The 16,751-nt window shown below is 41.6% G+C and carries 16 protein-coding genes; 11 read left to right on the top strand and 5 right to left on the bottom strand.

The annotated features are described in order from the left end of the window. Positions 1-25: 25 nt before the first annotated feature. The 6 genes from hisA to ACXACJ_RS10075 all read left to right on the top strand — a co-directional run bounded on the left by hisA (position 26) and on the right by ACXACJ_RS10075 (position 4,518). Positions 26-739 carry a 1-(5-phosphoribosyl)-5-[(5-phosphoribosylamino)methylideneamino]imidazole-4-carboxamide isomerase gene (gene hisA, locus ACXACJ_RS10100; protein ID WP_475134241.1) on the top strand — a complete coding sequence of 238 codons (714 nt, stop codon included), beginning with the start codon at positions 26-28 and terminating at the stop codon, positions 737-739. A 37-nt stretch (positions 740-776) separates the two neighbouring features. Then, positions 777-1,538: an imidazole glycerol phosphate synthase subunit HisF gene (gene hisF, locus ACXACJ_RS10095; RefSeq protein ID WP_475134240.1), complete on the top strand. Its 762-nt coding sequence runs from the start codon at positions 777-779 to the stop codon at positions 1,536-1,538. Continuing rightward, positions 1,535-2,149: a bifunctional phosphoribosyl-AMP cyclohydrolase/phosphoribosyl-ATP diphosphatase HisIE gene (gene hisIE / locus ACXACJ_RS10090; protein ID WP_475134239.1), complete on the top strand. Its 615-nt coding sequence runs from the start codon at positions 1,535-1,537 to the stop codon at positions 2,147-2,149. The genes hisF and hisIE overlap by 4 nt, the downstream gene beginning before the upstream one ends. Before the next feature lie 143 nt (positions 2,150-2,292). Continuing rightward, positions 2,293-3,012, top strand: coding sequence for a transporter (locus ACXACJ_RS10085; RefSeq protein ID WP_475134238.1), 720 nt, complete (start codon positions 2,293-2,295; stop codon positions 3,010-3,012). A gap of 14 nt (positions 3,013-3,026) precedes the next feature. Further along, positions 3,027-3,941 carry a citrulline utilization hydrolase CtlX gene (gene ctlX, locus ACXACJ_RS10080; protein ID WP_475134237.1) on the top strand — a complete coding sequence of 305 codons (915 nt, stop codon included), beginning with the start codon at positions 3,027-3,029 and terminating at the stop codon, positions 3,939-3,941. A 172-nt stretch (positions 3,942-4,113) separates the two neighbouring features. Then, positions 4,114-4,518: a SpoIIAA family protein gene (locus ACXACJ_RS10075; RefSeq protein WP_475134236.1), complete on the top strand. Its 405-nt coding sequence runs from the start codon at positions 4,114-4,116 to the stop codon at positions 4,516-4,518. On the opposite strand, the gene ACXACJ_RS10070 is transcribed toward ACXACJ_RS10075, so the two are convergent. Further along, entirely contained in the window at positions 4,515-5,210 is a 696-nt protein-coding gene (locus tag ACXACJ_RS10070) for a Dph6-related ATP pyrophosphatase (RefSeq protein ID WP_475134235.1), read from the bottom strand. The two genes, ACXACJ_RS10075 and ACXACJ_RS10070, sit on opposite strands and share 4 nt — an antisense overlap. Before the next feature lie 150 nt (positions 5,211-5,360). Next, positions 5,361-8,609 (bottom strand): S41 family peptidase, encoded by a 3,249-nt coding sequence (locus ACXACJ_RS10065; protein WP_475134234.1) that lies wholly within the window; start codon positions 8,607-8,609, stop codon positions 5,361-5,363. Between the two features lie 274 nt (positions 8,610-8,883). Here ACXACJ_RS10065 and ACXACJ_RS10060 point away from each other — a divergent pair, with 274 nt between their 5' ends. After that, complete coding sequence (locus ACXACJ_RS10060; protein WP_475134233.1) at positions 8,884-10,143, top strand: DUF2130 domain-containing protein; 1,260 nt, start codon at positions 8,884-8,886, stop codon at positions 10,141-10,143. Positions 10,144-10,146: 3 nt separating this feature from the next. Here the strand turns inward: ACXACJ_RS10060 and ACXACJ_RS10055 are convergent, their stop codons facing one another. After that, a complete protein-coding gene (locus ACXACJ_RS10055) occupies positions 10,147-10,677 on the bottom strand; it encodes a DinB family protein (RefSeq protein ID WP_475134232.1) in 531 nt (176 codons plus the stop codon). A 12-nt stretch (positions 10,678-10,689) separates the two neighbouring features. Further along, entirely contained in the window at positions 10,690-11,433 is a 744-nt protein-coding gene (locus tag ACXACJ_RS10050; protein WP_475134231.1) for a sulfite exporter TauE/SafE family protein, read from the bottom strand. A 193-nt stretch (positions 11,434-11,626) separates the two neighbouring features. Here ACXACJ_RS10050 and ACXACJ_RS10045 point away from each other — a divergent pair, with 193 nt between their 5' ends. Further along, complete coding sequence (locus ACXACJ_RS10045) at positions 11,627-13,309, top strand: tetratricopeptide repeat protein (protein WP_475134230.1); 1,683 nt, start codon at positions 11,627-11,629, stop codon at positions 13,307-13,309. Between the two features lie 29 nt (positions 13,310-13,338). On the opposite strand, the gene ACXACJ_RS10040 is transcribed toward ACXACJ_RS10045, so the two are convergent. Next, positions 13,339-14,778, bottom strand: coding sequence for a sulfatase family protein (locus ACXACJ_RS10040; RefSeq protein WP_475134229.1), 1,440 nt, complete (start codon positions 14,776-14,778; stop codon positions 13,339-13,341). 159 nt (positions 14,779-14,937) lie between these two features. Here ACXACJ_RS10040 and ACXACJ_RS10035 point away from each other — a divergent pair, with 159 nt between their 5' ends. The 3 genes from ACXACJ_RS10035 to ACXACJ_RS10025 are packed head-to-tail and all read left to right on the top strand — an operon-like array spanning position 14,938 to position 16,750. Beyond that, on the top strand, positions 14,938-15,729 hold the full coding sequence (locus ACXACJ_RS10035) for a SprB repeat-containing protein (RefSeq protein WP_475134228.1): 792 nt from the start codon (positions 14,938-14,940) through the stop codon (positions 15,727-15,729). Positions 15,730-15,744: 15 nt separating this feature from the next. Further along, a complete protein-coding gene (locus ACXACJ_RS10030) occupies positions 15,745-16,179 on the top strand; it encodes an OB-fold protein (protein WP_475134227.1) in 435 nt (144 codons plus the stop codon). A 7-nt stretch (positions 16,180-16,186) separates the two neighbouring features. After that, a complete protein-coding gene (locus tag ACXACJ_RS10025; protein WP_475134226.1) occupies positions 16,187-16,750 on the top strand; it encodes a YceI family protein in 564 nt (187 codons plus the stop codon). The last annotated feature ends 1 nt before the right edge of the window (position 16,751 follow it).

Genomic DNA, 16,751 nt, shown 5'->3' with positions numbered 1-16,751 from the left:
CTTCAACCAAAAATAAGAACCAAACATGCATATCATTCCCGCCATCGATATTATTGACGGAAAATGTGTTCGTCTTACTCAAGGCGACTATAACCAGAAAAAGGAATATGCTTCCGATCCCTTGGAAGTGGCCAAAACTTTTGAAAATGCAGGCTTAAAGCGCCTTCACGTAGTGGATTTAGATGGTGCTAAAGCCAGTAAAATCGTAAATGGCAAAACACTTCAATCTATTACCAAAAACACAAATCTCCATGTAGACTTTGGGGGAGGGGTGAAATCTAGTGAGGCTATTGAAGAAGCGTTTGAGGCTGGAGCCGCGCAAATTACTGCGGGTAGCATAGCGGTTAAAAACCAAGCTTTGGTGAAAGAATGGTTACAACATTTCGGGCCAGAGAAAATCATTCTTGGAGCGGATGTGAAGGATGGAGAAATCCTTACGCATGGATGGCAAGAAGGGTCTGGGCTCAATATTTTTAGCTTTTTAGAAGAGTATCTGAAAGCGGGAGCTCAACACGTAATCTGTACCGATGTAAGTAAAGATGGGTTATTGCAAGGGCCTTCTTTTGAACTCTATGGTGAAATCATGGAGAAATTTCCCGAAATTAAATTGATAGCAAGTGGTGGAGTTTCCTGTTTGGAGGATCTGAAAAGATTGAATGAGCAGGGAGTTTACGGAACCATTGTGGGCAAGGCATTTTACGAAGGTAAAATCAGTTTAGAGGAACTCGCTTCCTTTTAAGGGAGACAGAAAGAAATTAGAACTTAGAATTGAATAAGTGTTAACAAAAAGAATCATTCCCTGCCTCGATATCAAGAATGGTAGAACGGTAAAAGGGATCAACTTTGAAGGGCTTCGCGATGCTGGAGATCCTGTTGAGCTGGCGGCTCGTTATGCTGAAGAAGGTGCGGACGAATTGGTGTTTTTGGACATTACGGCTACTGTGGAAAAACGAAAGACTTTAGTGGAGTTGGTGAGAAAAGTAGCGGCCGAAATTAATATTCCTTTTACAGTTGGTGGAGGCATTTCTTCCATTGAGGATGTATCGGCATTGCTCAATGCTGGGGCAGACAAAATCTCTATAAATTCATCTGCTGTTATGAGGCCGGATTTGGTCAATGAACTGGCTCAGGAATTCGGCAGTCAATGCGTGGTGGTAGCGGTCGATTCTCGCTTCTCGGAAGGTGAGCACATCGTACATGTAAACGGTGGAAGAACGGCTACTGAAAAGCGAACTTTGCTTTGGACAGCGGAAGTGCAAGAGCGCGGTGCGGGTGAGATTTTATTGACTTCGATGGACCATGACGGAACCAAAGCTGGCTATGCAAATGAGCTTACTGGTAAGGTCTCAGGGCTGCTTACAATTCCTGTGATTGCATCGGGTGGGGCTGGCAATATGGAGCACTTCTTAGACACCTTTACGGTGGGTAAAGCAGACGCTGCTTTGGCTGCTAGTATCTTCCATTTTAAAGAAGTTTCAATCCCAGATTTAAAGACATATTTAAGAGGGTACAACATACCCGTGAGAGTAGAAAAATGAGAGAAATTACAGATATCAATAAATTGGATTTTAAAAAGGAAGATGGTTTGCTTCCAGTGATTGTTCAAGATGCCTTTACTAGCAAGGTTTTAATGCTTGGGTATATGAATGAAGAAGCTGTGAAGGTAACCCAAGAAACAGGAAAAGTTACCTTTTTCAGTCGTTCAAAAAATAGATTGTGGACGAAAGGAGAGACTTCAGAAAATTATATTTTAGTGAAACAACTTTTGCTAGATTGTGATGCCGATACAATCCTTGTTAAAGGTGTTCCGCAAGGCCCAACTTGCCATACTGGAGATGATACCTGTTTTAATGAAGCTAATGAAAATGATGTCGAGTTTTTGAATTACCTTACTGAAATAATTAAAGACAGAAAGCAAAAATCACCTGAAGAATCATACACTTTGCTTCTCTTTTCAAAGGGCATTAACAAGGTAGCCCAAAAGGTTGGGGAAGAAGCTGTGGAGTTAGTGATTGAAGCTAAAGATGATAATGAAGAACTGTTTTTGAACGAGGGAGCAGACCTTCTTTTTCATTATATGGTGCTGTTAGAAGCTAAAGGTTACACGCTGAGAGATGTAATTAAAATTCTTAAAGAAAGACATCAGTAATAGTTGTGTAAATTACTGATTTAAAGTTAAAAATGAAAAATATTTAGATGAGTTTAAAAAATGTAATTCGGGTATTTTCTTCTCTTTTTCTATGGCTTTGCTTGGGGGATTGTCTTTTGGCACAAGAATCAAAAACTCCATCAATGAGCACGGATAGACCTACCCAAACGTATTCTTCCTTAGTGGTTCCCAAGACCGCTTTTCAAATTGAATCTGGCTTGGGCTATGCTAAAACTCAAGTGGAGGATTATGGCTTTGGCGGTTATAAGTTTGAGGATTTCACATTGAATTTTCTTCAACTTAGATATGGCCTTACAGACTTTCTAGAATTACGTTTAGCTCAGAGCATTTCTACTCAAAGAGTGCAAGTGGGGCAGGATGTTCGTAAGACGGGTGTACAGTTTGCGTCTACTTGGTTAGGTGTGAAAATTCATATTTTAAATGAAGATGGTTTTGTGCCTCAGGCTTCGTTTTTAGCGGAATATGTAACCGATATTTTTGATGAAAGTATGGTTCAGGATTTAATAAATCTGAGAGCCAATTTCTCAAATACTATTACCGATAAGATTACATTGGGGTACGGTATAGGAGGCTTTATGACTGCTGATATTTCGGATTTCAATTTGTCTTATTCTGTGGTAGGGTCTTACGCTTTGGGCAATGGTTTGACCCCATTTTTAGAGTTCTATGGAACCTTCAGCGATCTGGGTTTTGACTCTCATAATATAGACCTCGGATTTACCTATAATGTCAAGCCAAATCTTCAACTTGACCTTTACGCTGGAACCCATTTGTCCAACGTTGCTAGCGATGTGGATTTTCTTTTTGGATTAGGATTTTCTACCCGGATTTTAAAGAAATAGTGTTTCTTTGCGGCATGTCAAAACAAGCTGCAAAACGTATCATGATGATGAGGCCAAAACACTTTGGCTTCGATCCTTTGACCGCCAGATCTAACTCTTTTCAGAACGATGAAGGTGCCGAAGAAGTCAACCAAATTGAAAGTGATGCTAAGCGTGAATTCGATAACGCTGTTGCGAAAATTCGATCAGCTGGTGTTGCTGTAATTGACTTAGATGACTCTGATCTTCCTCCAAAACCCAACGCGGTTTTTCCAAACAATTGGGTTTCATTTCATGAAAATGGGCGAGTGATTACTTACCCTATGATGGCCGAAAGCAGAAGGACTGAAAGAAGAATTGAAGTGATTGAGCAGCTGCAGGAGCAAGGAGTAGAAGTGTCCGAAGTCATCGATTTATCGCATTATGAAAACGAAGATAAATTCTTAGAAAGCACGGGCAGCGTTGTTTTGGATTATGAACATCGATTGGCATATGCCTGCCTTTCTACCCGTACCAATGAAGAAGTGCTGGCAAAGTTTTGTGAGATTGAAGATTATGACGCGGTACTTTTCGAGTTTTTCAATAAGGAAGGTGAAGCTGTTTATCATACGAATGTGATTATGTGCATCGCATCTCAATATGCAGTCATATGTGCCGAGTTTATTCCAGAAGACCAACGAGGTGATGTTTTAAAAGCCCTAGAATCTACTGGTCATGAGATTGTGGAAATAAGCATGGATCAGATGTATGCTTTCGCAGGCAATATGTTAGAAGTTGAAAACGAAAATGGCCATTCCATATTGATTATGTCTGAGTTGGCCATGAAATCCTTAACGATTGATCAAAAGGAAAAACTCTCTAATTATTCGAAATTGGTTTCAGTGGCAATCCCAACCATCGAAAAATTTGGAGGGGGAAGTGTTCGTTGCATGATGTGTAGAGTAGAATAAGCTGATTCCCATTTGAAATTAAAATGAGGAATCTCGAAAAAAAATAGAATATCCTGAACAAAAAACCGACCTCGATGGATTTATTATTAAGGTCGGTTTTTTTGTGTGCAAAGAACTTTTTTGAGCATTGTAAAGGCCACTTTTCAAATCAATTTTAGGGAGAATTTTTATAATGTATCAAGTTCAATATGATGAACAGTTGCATGTTGTAACTGGCAAATACACAGGAGGATTGGATGTTTCACAATTAACAGCTTACTCCAAGCAGGTGTCTGAATTGGCTTCTAAGCACCAATGCAGTCATTTTTTATCCGATCTACGGGATTTCACGCTTAAAGAACCAAAGTTGGGTTGGGAGTTCTCATCTTCAAATTTGGCCTTTACAGCCGATAGACTGGCCGATTCTGGCTTCAAACCAAAGTTTAAAAGAGCCATAATCACCCATTCTAATGTAAAGGCGCTTAAGATTTGGGTGAACTGCTGCTTTAAATTAGGCTATAAAAATGTAGCCTTGTTTGTAGATGAAGAAGCAGCTTTGGCTTGGCTGAAAGAAGAAGAATCAATCTTTTTGGCTTAAGCAGGTAAGAGGTCGCAGAACCAGAAACCCATTTTCTTTTCGCCTTCTGGCGCATCGTATTCTCTGTAAACCTTTTCGCCAATGGTGAAATTGATAGGGTTCTGGAAAATGGGCCCATCGAAGCAGAAAGTGTGGAATTCTCCATTTTCTCCGCAGGGGTCAACTTCTTTGGGGAGACGGGCGACCCATTCAGGGGTGAGTTCTTGACCAACAAATGAATCGTCTAAAAACTCGCCTTTGGTGCAAACTACAATAGCTCTGAAGCCAAGTTCGAAAAATTCGTTTAGGAGTTCTCGCGTATCGATTTTCCAAATAGGGAAATGGGCTTGAATACCCAATGGTTTGAGTTTGTCTTCTCGGTATTGTCTTAAATCTTCAAGAAAAATATCTCCAAAACCAGTATGGTTAAAACCTTTCTCTACCAAAGGCGCAAGCACTTCATTCATTTGCTTTTCGTAAGTGGCCATATCGGGCTGCTCAGGAAGTTCAAGAGTAGAATGGGGAATGTTTAAAGCTTCTACCTGTTTTTCGAATAACGACCTTCTCAAACCGTGCATGCTCACTCTATCATGATGATTGTTGATAGAGGTGAGCAAATGGCCAACTTCAAATGCTGGGTTTTGCAGCAAGCGATGTAAGGCTAATGCTGAATCTTTTCCTGTGCTCCAATTGAAATAGAGTTTTTTGGCCATTTTGAGGTGATTTTTTTGAGATGCCAAATTTGAGGTTTTATCTCAAGATTTTCGCTTTAAAAAGAAAAAACCGAAGTGCAGTGCATTCCTATTTCTTATGAAAATTGGAAAAGGCACCACACTTCGGTAGAATCGGTAAGGTTTAGCTATTTAGTTTTTCTTTTTTGCTGGTGTTGAAAATGGGGGAGGCGTAACTGTAATGCTGCCTTTTTGCTTGATCAGTTTCAACACTTCTTCAACAGCTTTTTCTAGTTGCGGATCTTTGCCTTGTTCCAAAGATTTGGCATCCTGTCGAACGGCTATGTCTGGTGCCACTCCTTTATTTTCAGCTACCCATTCATTGTTTATGGGGTCGAAAACGGCATTGTCTGGAGCCGTTAAATAACCGCCATCCACTAGTGCATAATGCGTGGACGATTTCACCAATCCTCCCCAAGTGGTTGCGCCAATCAGCGGACCGGCTTTCTGCTGACGGAAAACCCAAGGGAAGAAATCTCCTCCAGAACCTCCCATTTCATTAATTAAAAGCACTTTGGGGCCTAAGATTCCAGCTGGTAACCTGAAAGGTCTGCCATTGGGAACTTCATTGGTTAGACCAGCCCTTAAATCTCGGGTCATCAAGTCAACCATGTAGTCGTCCAAAAGGCCACCACCATTAAATCGCTCGTCTATTACAGCACCTTCTTTGTCTTGTTGAGCGAAGAAATAACGGTTGAAGGACACATAGCCAGGGCCACTGGTGTTAGGGACCCAAACATAGGCTAATCTTCCGTTAGAAAGCTCATCCACTTTTCGTCTGTTATCTTCAACCCAAGCACGTTGCCTAAGTGCATTCTCGCTGCCAATAGGCTCTACAATCTCAGTCCATGCACCTTCAAACGAAGGTTTATCATTGATGTGAACTATCGTTTGCTGGCCAAGTGTGCCATCCATAAACTGAAAAGGATTATCGTTGGCGTTTAGCTCTTTTCCATTTATCCCAACCAAATAATTGCCTTCGGCTACTTTAATTCCAGGTCTATCTAATGGACTGGTAAGGCCAGGGTTCCAGCTTTCGGTAGTGTAGATTCTGGTGATCTTCCAACGGTTTTTATCGGCTTCCAAATCAGCGCCAAGCAGCCCAACTTTTGAGCTTTCTACGGAAGGGTAGTCGCCACCACCTACAAAACTATGGCCTACAGAAAGTTCTCCATTAACTTGATCGAGAATATAAGTGAGGTCACTTCTATGCTTCACAAATGGAACCAAAGGAGCGTATCGCTCATAAACCGCTTGCCAATCGCGACCATGCATATTTGGATCGTAGAAATAATCTCTTTCGTATCGCCATGCTTCTTCAAACATTTGTTTCCATTCGGCTGGTCTATCTAATTTCATTTGAAGGTTTACACGGAAGTTTTTGCCGCCTTTTCCTGAATTGCCAGCCGTGCCTGTTACTTGCCAACTTCCATTGGATTGAACCAACATTTTAAGGCCATCGGCAGAAACGGTAAAGCGATTTACATTGGTTAGAAATTCTTCTGCTTCTCTTTTCTCTAAACTGAACTTTTGAATTGTTAACCCTCTTGTGTTCGGTTTTCTTTCACTGATAAAAACAGAGCCTTCTGGGCCACTTACCATGCTTCCGAAATTTCCTGTAGACATGGGTAAAGCAATGGTTCGTCTTTCAATGCCTGCTGGATCGATTTCTACTTCTTTTTCGCCCTCTTCCTTTTCTTTTTTCTCTTTCGCTTCTTCTTTGTCCTTAACCTCTTCTTCATCGCTTCTTGGAATAAAAGGAGAGTCGATGCCTTCTTTCAGAATCATAACATACGCAGCGTATTCGGGGTTGGCTGTCATAGCACTGGTGTTTGCCCAGCCAGAACCAAGCGCCACATCGGTACTTGCTAAAAAATACATGTGTTTGCCATCTCTGTCCCAAGCAGGAGAGAAGGAGTCGGCAAGTTCATTGGTGAGCACTTGGGTGGTTTGGTTTTCAAGCGACCAAATTGTGATTCGTCTCATGTTATTGAAGCCCGTTTTTCCATAAGCCAGAAATTTGGAGTCAGGCGACCAAGTTATGCCTGTGGAGCCTCTTTCAAGGTTATTGCCTCCAATATCCGCAGTGGTAGTGGTTTTCGCAGCAATGTCTACAATGCGAATGCGTACATCGTCATCTACGAATGCAATCATTTTTCCATCTGGTGACCAAGTGGGTTCCCAAGCCATTTTCGATTCGCCAATACTGATTTTGGTAGGTTCCGAAAGGCCATCTTGGTCGGCCAAATAAAGCGCATAGCCTTTCCCGTCCATATCAGAAAACCAAGCGATTTTATCTCCCTTTGGAGACCAGAGCGGGGCTCTGTCTGCGGCTCCTGAACTTTGGGTAATGTTGCGAGGATCGCCATATTCTGTAGGAACGGTGAAAATTTCTCCTCTTGCTTCCATTACCACTCTTTTTCCAGAAGGTGAAAGTGAAACAGAACTTGACCAACGAGTTACATCTTCCCATTGAACTTCAGCCCATGGAAAATCCCCGATTACATTGATGTTGAGCTGGGTGGTTTGTCCATTAGCAGGGTTCAGCTTATGCAAGTAGCCTTCTCGTTCAATGATTAATCCATTAGGCGATTTTGCCAACCATTTTACATCAGAGCCTGTGAATTTTGTGATCTGAGTGAGATTGCCGGATTTGGTATTGTATGCCCAAACATTAGCAATCCAATCTCTATCGGAAATAAAGTAGATGGTTTCGTTTACCCAAACTGGTTGAATATCGATGGTTTTGTTGCTGGAAATCAGCGTTTCTTTTTGGCTTTTCAAATCGAGAATAATCAATGGCGTATTTTGACCACCGCGATAATTCCTGAATTCACTTTCCCAACGGCTTACTTTATCGATAACGATTTGTTTTCCGTCAGATGAAAAAGAACCATCATAACCCCATTGTGCGCTAAGTTGTGTGGCTGGGCCTCCATTTTTAGAAATAGTCCATAAATGGTTAATGCTGGTGGGGGCACTGTTGCGTGATGTGGCGTAAAGAACGTTTTGCCCATCGGGCGTCCAGCCACGTGCCATGGATGCAGATGGATGCCAGGTCAATCGGGTAGGAGTGCCACCTTCCACTGGTATGATGTACACCGCATTGCTACCCGAACGATTCGAGGTGAAGGCGATAAGTTTACCATCGGGTGAAAAATGAGGGTCACTTTCTACGGCAGGTGTACTGGTGAGCCTCACCAAGTCGCTTCCGTTGGTGTTGGTGAGCCAGAGGTCGCCTCCATAAACAAAGGCAATGTGGTCTTTGCTCATGGTTGGTTGGCGCAAAAGTCTTGTGCCTTGAGCTTTGGCGTTAGCTAATATTCCTCCGAAAAGGAAAACTACCCACAGCCATTTTTTAAAAGAAATTGATTGTTGCATTGAGCGTTTTGATTTTATGGTAGTTCAAAAATTCTTTAGTTGATCAAACTGATTCGAAAGTTTTCAACCAGTCAAATTTTAATGTAGCGATTCTTTTCCGCTTTTGTAAAGCAATTTCATATGGTCAGTTGATATGGAGCTGTGCGCTAGCCGTCTGAGGGTGTTTTTTGGGGAATTCTGAGTTTAAATTTTCTCAATTCGAAATCCTTTAGGTAATTGCAGTTTCTTGGCTTTTCCTGCCGAAGGGCCTTTAATTCTACAAGCTTTTCTACCTATGGCAAATCAAAATCAGATAAAATGCCCCAATTGTGGCACTTCAATAGATGTTCAGGATATTTTGGCTCATCAGCTTGAAGATGAGATTAAGCAAAAATATCAGGCACAGCTTTCTGAACAGCAACAGCGCCATGAGCTAGAAGCGCAAGCGCTCAATAGGGCCAAAGAGGAATTTGAACAAAAGAAAAAGCAAGAAAATGAGCTTTTTCGTGAGCGATTGGAGAAGAGCTTAAAAGAAGAACGCAAGTCGATTGAGGAGCGGCTCAAAACCAAGATTCAGGAAGAGCAAATGGATCAGTTTCAGACTTTACAAAAGGAGCTGAATGAGAAATCGGAACAAATCAAAGAATTAAACCGAACCAAGGCTGAGATTGAAAAGTTGAAGCGTGAGAAATCCGAATTGAAAGAAGCGGCAGAAGCGGAAGCTCAAAAGAAGCTCAATGAAATGCTTTTGGCTGAAAGGGATAAAATTAAGCGTTCCGAAGAAGAGAGAAACGAACTTAGAATTCGTGAATTACTCAAACAGCTGGAAGATCAGAAAAAGCTGACTGAAGAAATGAAACGCAAGCAGGAGCAGGGTTCAATGCAAATGCAGGGCGAAGTTCAGGAGTTGGCCATAGAAGAATGGTTGACTTTCCGCTTTCCTTTAGATCATATTGAAGAAGTGAAAAAAGGAGCTCGCGGTGGGGATTGTATTCAAGTTGTGAACACCAGAACCCTTCAGAACTGCGGAAAAATCTATTACGAAAGTAAGCGAACCAAAGAATTTCAGCCTAGTTGGATTGAGAAATTCAAGGCTGATATGCGTGAAAAGGGAGCCGATATTGGTGTTATCGTTACCGAAGCGATGCCTTCTGACTTTGATAGAATGGGCTTGAAAGATGGCGTTTGGATTTGTAGTTACGAAGAATTTAAGAGCCTCTGTTTGGTGTTGAGAGAATCCATAGTGAAACTGAGCTTAGCGGTCAGTTCTCAAGAAAACAAGGGTGATAAAATGCATATGTTATACGACTACCTTACCAGCAACACTTTTAAAATGCAGATTGAAGCCATTGTTGAAGGTTTTTCTCAAATGAAAGAAGATTTGGAAAGTGAAAAACGTTCAATGAACCGCATTTGGAAACAGCGCGAAAAGCAGATTGAAAAGGTAATCACCAACACCATCGATATGTATGGTTCTATTAAAGGAATTGCCGGTAACGCTATTCAACCTGTTAGGGCGCTAGAACTTGGCCCTGCCGATTTTGATGAGGAATAGAGTTTAATTCTGTTGATTCAAAATACCCAGAAATGCCTTCCAAGGACCAACAGCTTCAGCATATTGATGAGCCATAACCCTTGAAATCTGAGCTATGTGATTAAGGTCGTGCACGGTCCAGGTCGAAAGCAATTGAGAAAGGGTGGTTTCTCCCAATGCAGGATGAACACCTTTCTTTTCCAAATCCTCCGTGCTTAGGTTTAAACTCCTCAGCTCTTTTAGGTTTTCGACACGGCATGCTTCAAATTCTTCTAACAAATGATTGAGGCTTTTGCCCTTACTAATTTCAAACTGAGCAAAACGATCAAAGGGTTGGAAGGTTTTATTAGGAGAATCTGAAAGAATAAGTTTCGCCCTTTCCATCCAATCAGTTTTTTCGCCATGAATCAAATGGCCAATCACATCGAAAGCATTCCAGGTTTCTCCTCCCTCATTTTGTAAGGTCCATTCATTGAGTTGGTCTTTTAGTAGCGCGTTAAGTACTGAGGGAGTGCGCTCTAAAATGGCCAAGGTGTGGTTCAAGTTGAAGTCCATAAGTAAAAAGGCTTAAGTAAAATAAATCAATACCGCGCCAAGGCCGGTCATTACCAAAATGAATTTTCTGAAAAAGGCATCGTTAACCTTTTTCAAAAGTCGAACCCCAGTAAATAACCCCAGAAAAATAAAGGGTATGGTGAGCAAATCTACCTGAAGTGTTTTCCAAGTGATGGTTCCCCAGCTAAAAACATGAAAAGGCACTTTAAAAAGGTTGATAAATAGAAATAGCCACGCAGTTGTGCCAATAAATGCATTTTTGGGCAGCCTCATGGCTAGAAAGAAAATATTGGCGAATGAACCTGCCAAGTTACCTACCATGGTGGTGAAACCTGCCGTTAGGCCCATAATGCCAGCAAAGCTGATGTGCTCTGGTACCTTTTTCGATTTTCTTCTGTCCCACCAAAACATTACACCCACGGAAATGAAGATGACAATGGCCATACTTTTTCTGAAAATTTCTTCGGGCATATTTTTGCCAATGATGGAACCCAGAATTACGCCAACCATCATAAAGGGCAAAAGCTTGATAAGGTACTTCCATTGTGCATGGCGGTTGTAATATATTACCGCGAAAATATCGCCCACAATTAGCATGGGCAGCAATATGCCTGTTGAGGCTTTCGCTCCAAAAACAAACACCATCAATGCCACAATGATAATACTGATGCCTTTTATGCCCGATTTAGAAAGGCCAAGCACAAATGCCGAACCGGCAATGGCGAGCCAGTCAATAAGGTTGAGTTGAGAGATCACGCTCTAAATTAAAGATTACCCATCAGTCAGCCATAGTATTTTTCCTTGCCGTTCGCTAAATGTGAGTTTTGTATGTCTTTCTTGTTTCCAACCTAGAAAAAAAATGTATTGTATCTGTGTTTTGTCAATTTGTCCAATTGCTTCTTTAAATTGCGCGCTTTTCCAATCAACAAGCTAATACCTCACAGTCCAAATGATGCGGGTAATCTGTATTGCTTTTCTAATCGTATTCTTTTCAGCCGCTGAACTTCTGGCACAGCGCGACATAGACAGCCTGCAGGTAATTCTCCAAAATTATAAATCCGAAGACACCATCAAAGTCAATATTTTAAACCAATTGGGGTTTGAATATTGGATTATTGACCCGAATAAATCCGATGAATTTGGAAATCAAGCTTTGGCTTTGGCCGAAGAACTCTCTTTCAGAAAAGGTCAAGCTTTTGCCTATCGCGTAATTGGGGTTGCTAATTGGACAAGGGGCAACTATGAGTTGGGATTAACTTCTTTGTTGAAAGGCCTATCGATTTACGATGAATTGGACGATGCTCTTGGTGAAGCAAACTGCAATTTGAACATTGGTCTTATCCATGCCGAGCAACGCAACTATGATTTGGCTCTATCTTATTATCAAAGTGCGATTAAGTGCTACCAGGTTTTAAATCGAAATGATAGAATTGCCACCACTTACAACAAGATGGGGGAGGTTTTTACTTATCAGCAAGATTATGATAAGGCTTACGAACACTTAATTAAGGCACTCGATATTCACCAAAATAATGGTTTTCAATATGGCATTGCCGAATCGAATAACCGATTGGGTTTGCTTTTTAACGATCAAGGAAAGTATGAAGAAGGGCTTGAGTTTTTGTTCAGGTCTTTAAAGTTAAGCGAAGCCATTAACGATAGGGAAGGGATTGCCAGAGACTACGAAAATATAGGAGCCGCATACTTGCGAAAAGGAGATTTCAATCATGCTGAAGTTTATTTGAATAAAGCTGAAGCCAACGCAAAGTCTTTCGGTTCAAAAAAATGGCTCCGCGAAATTTACTCGGATTTAAAACAGCTGAACGTTGCTAAAACGCAATGGGCCAAGGCGCTGTACTATTCTGATTTGTACATGGCTATGCGCGATAGTTTGTTCAATGAGCAAATGGCCAATCGCATTGCTGAGATGGAAAAGCGTAAAGAAATTGAGGTTCGAGAAAGAGAACTCGAACTCGTAAAACAGGAAAGACAACTGCTAGAAGAGAAAAATCAATTGAATGATCGATTAAATTTTTCCCTCATTGCCGCCCTGATTTTCTTGTTGTTAAGTGCTTACCTGATCATCAATAGGCAGCGATTGAGAATCAAAAAGGACAAAGATATTTTTGAGTTGAAAACGGCTTTGGCCCAAGCGCAACTGGCCAATGCGCAGTTGAAAGAAGCAGAATTAAAGCAAGAGCTCGAGTTCAAGAATAAGGAACTCACTTCTTACACCATCAATTTCATTCGCAAAAATGAAGTAATGGAAGAGTTGAAGGAATCGATTAAAGAAGTGAAAAAAGGTGCCGATGGAGAAACTGGCAAAAAGCTCGGCAAGCTCAACCGCATTGTAGATAATGCTTTGGACGTAGATAAAGATTGGGAGGATTTTAAACTCTATTTCGAAAACGTCCACAAAGACTTTTTCAGCCATCTGAAACAACGATTCCCTGACTTGGGCAATAGTGAGCTTAAACTATGCGCTCTAATCAAGTTGAACTTGAATATGAAGGAATCCGCAGCTATTATGGGTATTTCCCCTGAAAGTGTTAAAACCGCTCGTTACAGGCTTAGGAAGAAATTGGGTTTATCAAAAGATGAAACCCTGGCCGATTTTCTAATGGCTGTGTAATCCATTTCGGCCAGAGTTTCATGTCTCAATTACTTTTCTGCCATACCCACAGGACGGTTTTCCGTGCCTTCCACACCTTGAAGTGCATCGCCTAATTTCGCTCTCATTTCGTCAGCCATTTTGCTGATTTTTTCTACTATTTCAGGATGTTCTGCAGCCACATCGCGAGTTTCGCTGATGTCTTGGCTTAGATCATAAAGTTCTATCTGTTTGATTTTATTCTGGTCGTAAGGCACCGGCTTTCCACCTTTTCCACCTTCGCGGCCATTCAGCGATCTATAAGTATGAGGGAAATACATCTTCCAATTTTTATAGCGCACACCTTGTAATTCGTTCACCTTGTAATAGAAGAAATAAGCTTCTTGCGGACTTTCATCGGATTTTCCTGTCCAAACATCCCACATGCTTTTTCCATCAATTGGAGCTTCTGGCAAATGGCTGTCGGTAATTTCAGCAATGGTTGGGAGTACATCAATGTTCATCATAGGAATGTCAATGGTTTTGCCGCCTTCAACTTTTCCCGGAAAGTAAACTACGCAAGGAACGCGTTGACCGCCCTCCAATGCAGTTCCTTTTCCTTCTCTTAGCGGAAGCGCTGAGCCAGCATGTTCGCCATAATTCAACCATGGGCCATTGTCCGAAGTGAAAATCACCAAAGTATTATCATCAATGCCATTGTCTTTCAAGGCTTGAAGAATTTGGCCAACCGACCAATCAATTTCCATAATCACATCGCCATAAAGGCCGCGTTCAGATTTTCCTTTGAACTTATCCGACACAAAAAGCGGTACGTGAGGCTGAGGATGAGCTACATATAGAAAAAATGGGTTGTCCTTATTCTTCTTGATGAAATCAACACTTCTTTCTGTGATTTGAGTGGTGAGATTACTCTGGTCGGTAAGGGTATCGATAATGGTTTCGTTTTCGTAAAGCGGCAAGGGATCGAAATTGAAAACGGTGCCTTGTTCTGGGTGAAAGGGCCACATGTCGTTGGAATAAGGAATACCAAAGTATTCGTCAAAACCCTGATTGTTTGGCATAAACTTGGGGTCATCTCCCAAATGCCATTTCCCGAAAATCCCCGTATGGTAACCATTGTCTTTTAACATTTCAGCAATGGTGGTTTCAGAAGGATTTAAGCCTTTTGGGCTGTTAGGCATAAACGCACCATTAATGCCCAAGCGATTAGGGTAAGAACCTGTAAGTAGGCCTGCACGCGATGCTGTACAAACTGCTTGGGCAGCATAGAATGAAGTCAGTTTTACGCCTTGTTGAGCAAGATTGTCAATAATTGGGGTTTCTATGTTGGGTGAACCAAAGCTGCCTAAGTCTTGATAACCTTGGTCGTCAGTGAATATGATGATGACATTGGGTTTCTTTTTCTCATGAGTTTCTTCCGAAGTGGAAGATGGGCTACATGAATAGCAAATTGAAAGGATGAAAAGCAGAGGGAGAATATACCGTTTCATTGAGGTTTGTTTAAGGTCGGGGAAGGTATTAAATATCTTTTTAGGGCAAAAGGAATAATGCATAAGCGCGGTTTTTAAGTTTTAGGTAGAGAATTTTCAACCACACGCAGCCAATAATTATTCAGTGCAGTATTGGGGGTATACTTTCAATACAACGCTATGAAGAGAATTAACCTTTTGTTGGTTGCCCTAACAAGCTTTGGGCTTGTGTTATGGGGCTGTGTGTCGGAGCAAGAACCACTTCCCGAAACTTGCTTGAGTGATCTTGCAGTTAACCTGGCTTCTAAATCAGATGCTAATTGTGGTGTGGCCGATGGTAGCTTCACCCTTTCTGTAACGGGCGGTGGTGGCGTTTATCAATTCGCTTTGAATGGAGGCAACTCGCAGTTAAGCCCGACCTTTAGCGGATTGGCGGCTGGCACTTACGTAGTCACCGTAACGGATGGTGACTGCCAGTCTGAAATCAGTGTACAGATTTTGAACAACGATGGTGTAAATGCCACGCTACAAGCCAACAATAGCGACTGTGGAAATTCAACAGGAAGTATTTCGGTGACGGCTACGGGAGGCGCAGCGCCTTATCAATACCAGTTGAATAATGGTAGTTTCAGTGGGCAATCTAGTTTCACAGGTTTGGCTTCAGGGGAATACCAAGTAACCGTAAAAGATGATAACGGATGTACCGTGGTGTTACAAACCAAAGTAACTACGGATGTGGTTTTCGCTGATATCAAATCCATTATTCAAACCAATTGTGCCGTTTCGGGCTGCCATAACGGAAGTGTTTCTCCCAATTTTACCAACGACAGTAACATAGTAAATCAGGCAAGCAGAATAAAATCGAGAACAGGTGCGGGCACAATGCCTCCTGCTTCGAGTGGTCGTTCTTTATCGGCCGAACAAGTGCAGGCTATTTCTTGCTGGGTGTCTGACGGAGCTTCTGCCAACTAATCAACCAAAATAGATATGAAAAAGAAAAGCTTGCTTTTAGCAGCCTTCGTTGTTGCGGCTATCATTGCCTTTGTGGTGTGGAATCAATTTCTGAAAACGGCTCCTTCCATGAAGCGCCTTTCTCCAGAATTTGAAGTGAATGCCGTTTCTTTTTACGAAGAATTTGAAACAGACGAAACAGCCGCCAATACAAAATACCTCAACAAAATTGTGGAAGTAGAAGGAGAGGTAGAGGGGCTGAATCATGAGGGAGAAACCAAACCTCAAGTGAGTTTGAGAACCAGTGGATTTGGCGTGGTAAAGTGTACGCTTGAGTCTTCTGATTCGGAAGCTTATGCCAAACTGAAACCTGGAGACAAAGTAGTTATCCGCGGAGAGTGCATTGGCATTTTGCTAGATCTGCTTATTGAGCGCTCCATAATCCTTTCAATCAATGCTGAAAAACAATAACCTTAACATGAAAATAACTAGAATATCAGCCGTGCTTTTAATCATGGCAATAAGCAGTGTACTTCACGCACAAGACCGATTTATTACCCGTGAAGGAAAAATAAAGTTTTTCTCTCATGCTCCTGTAGAAGACATTGAAGCTGATAATAATAAAGTGCTGAGCATTATAGATTTAAGTAAAGGTCAAGTAGCCGTTGATTTGCTCATTAAAGCCTTCGAATTTGAAAAGAAGCTAATGCAAGAGCACTTCAATGAAAACTATATGGAATCGGGTAAATTCCCGAAATCTACTTTCAAAGGTAACTTTTCAGTAGGTGATGATCTTAAAGCTTTGAAAGATGGATCCTATACGGTTCAAGTAGAAGGCGAGTTGTTGATTCATGGTGTTTCGAAGCCTTTGAATACCGAAGCTGTTTTAGAGGTGAAATCGGGTACGATTGTAGGTAGTCTCAAGTTCAAAGTGAAATTGGCCGATCACGATATCAAAATACCGAATGTGGTTTCCAAGAATATAGCCGAAGAGGTGGAGGTTACCGCAGAGTTTAATTACGAGCAGTTTAAGAGGGGTTGAG

Source organism: Roseivirga sp. AWQ4_251 (assembly GCF_056158225.1).
Note: the sequence above shows the minus strand (reverse complement) of the source record. Positions and strands in the feature narration are given on the sequence as shown.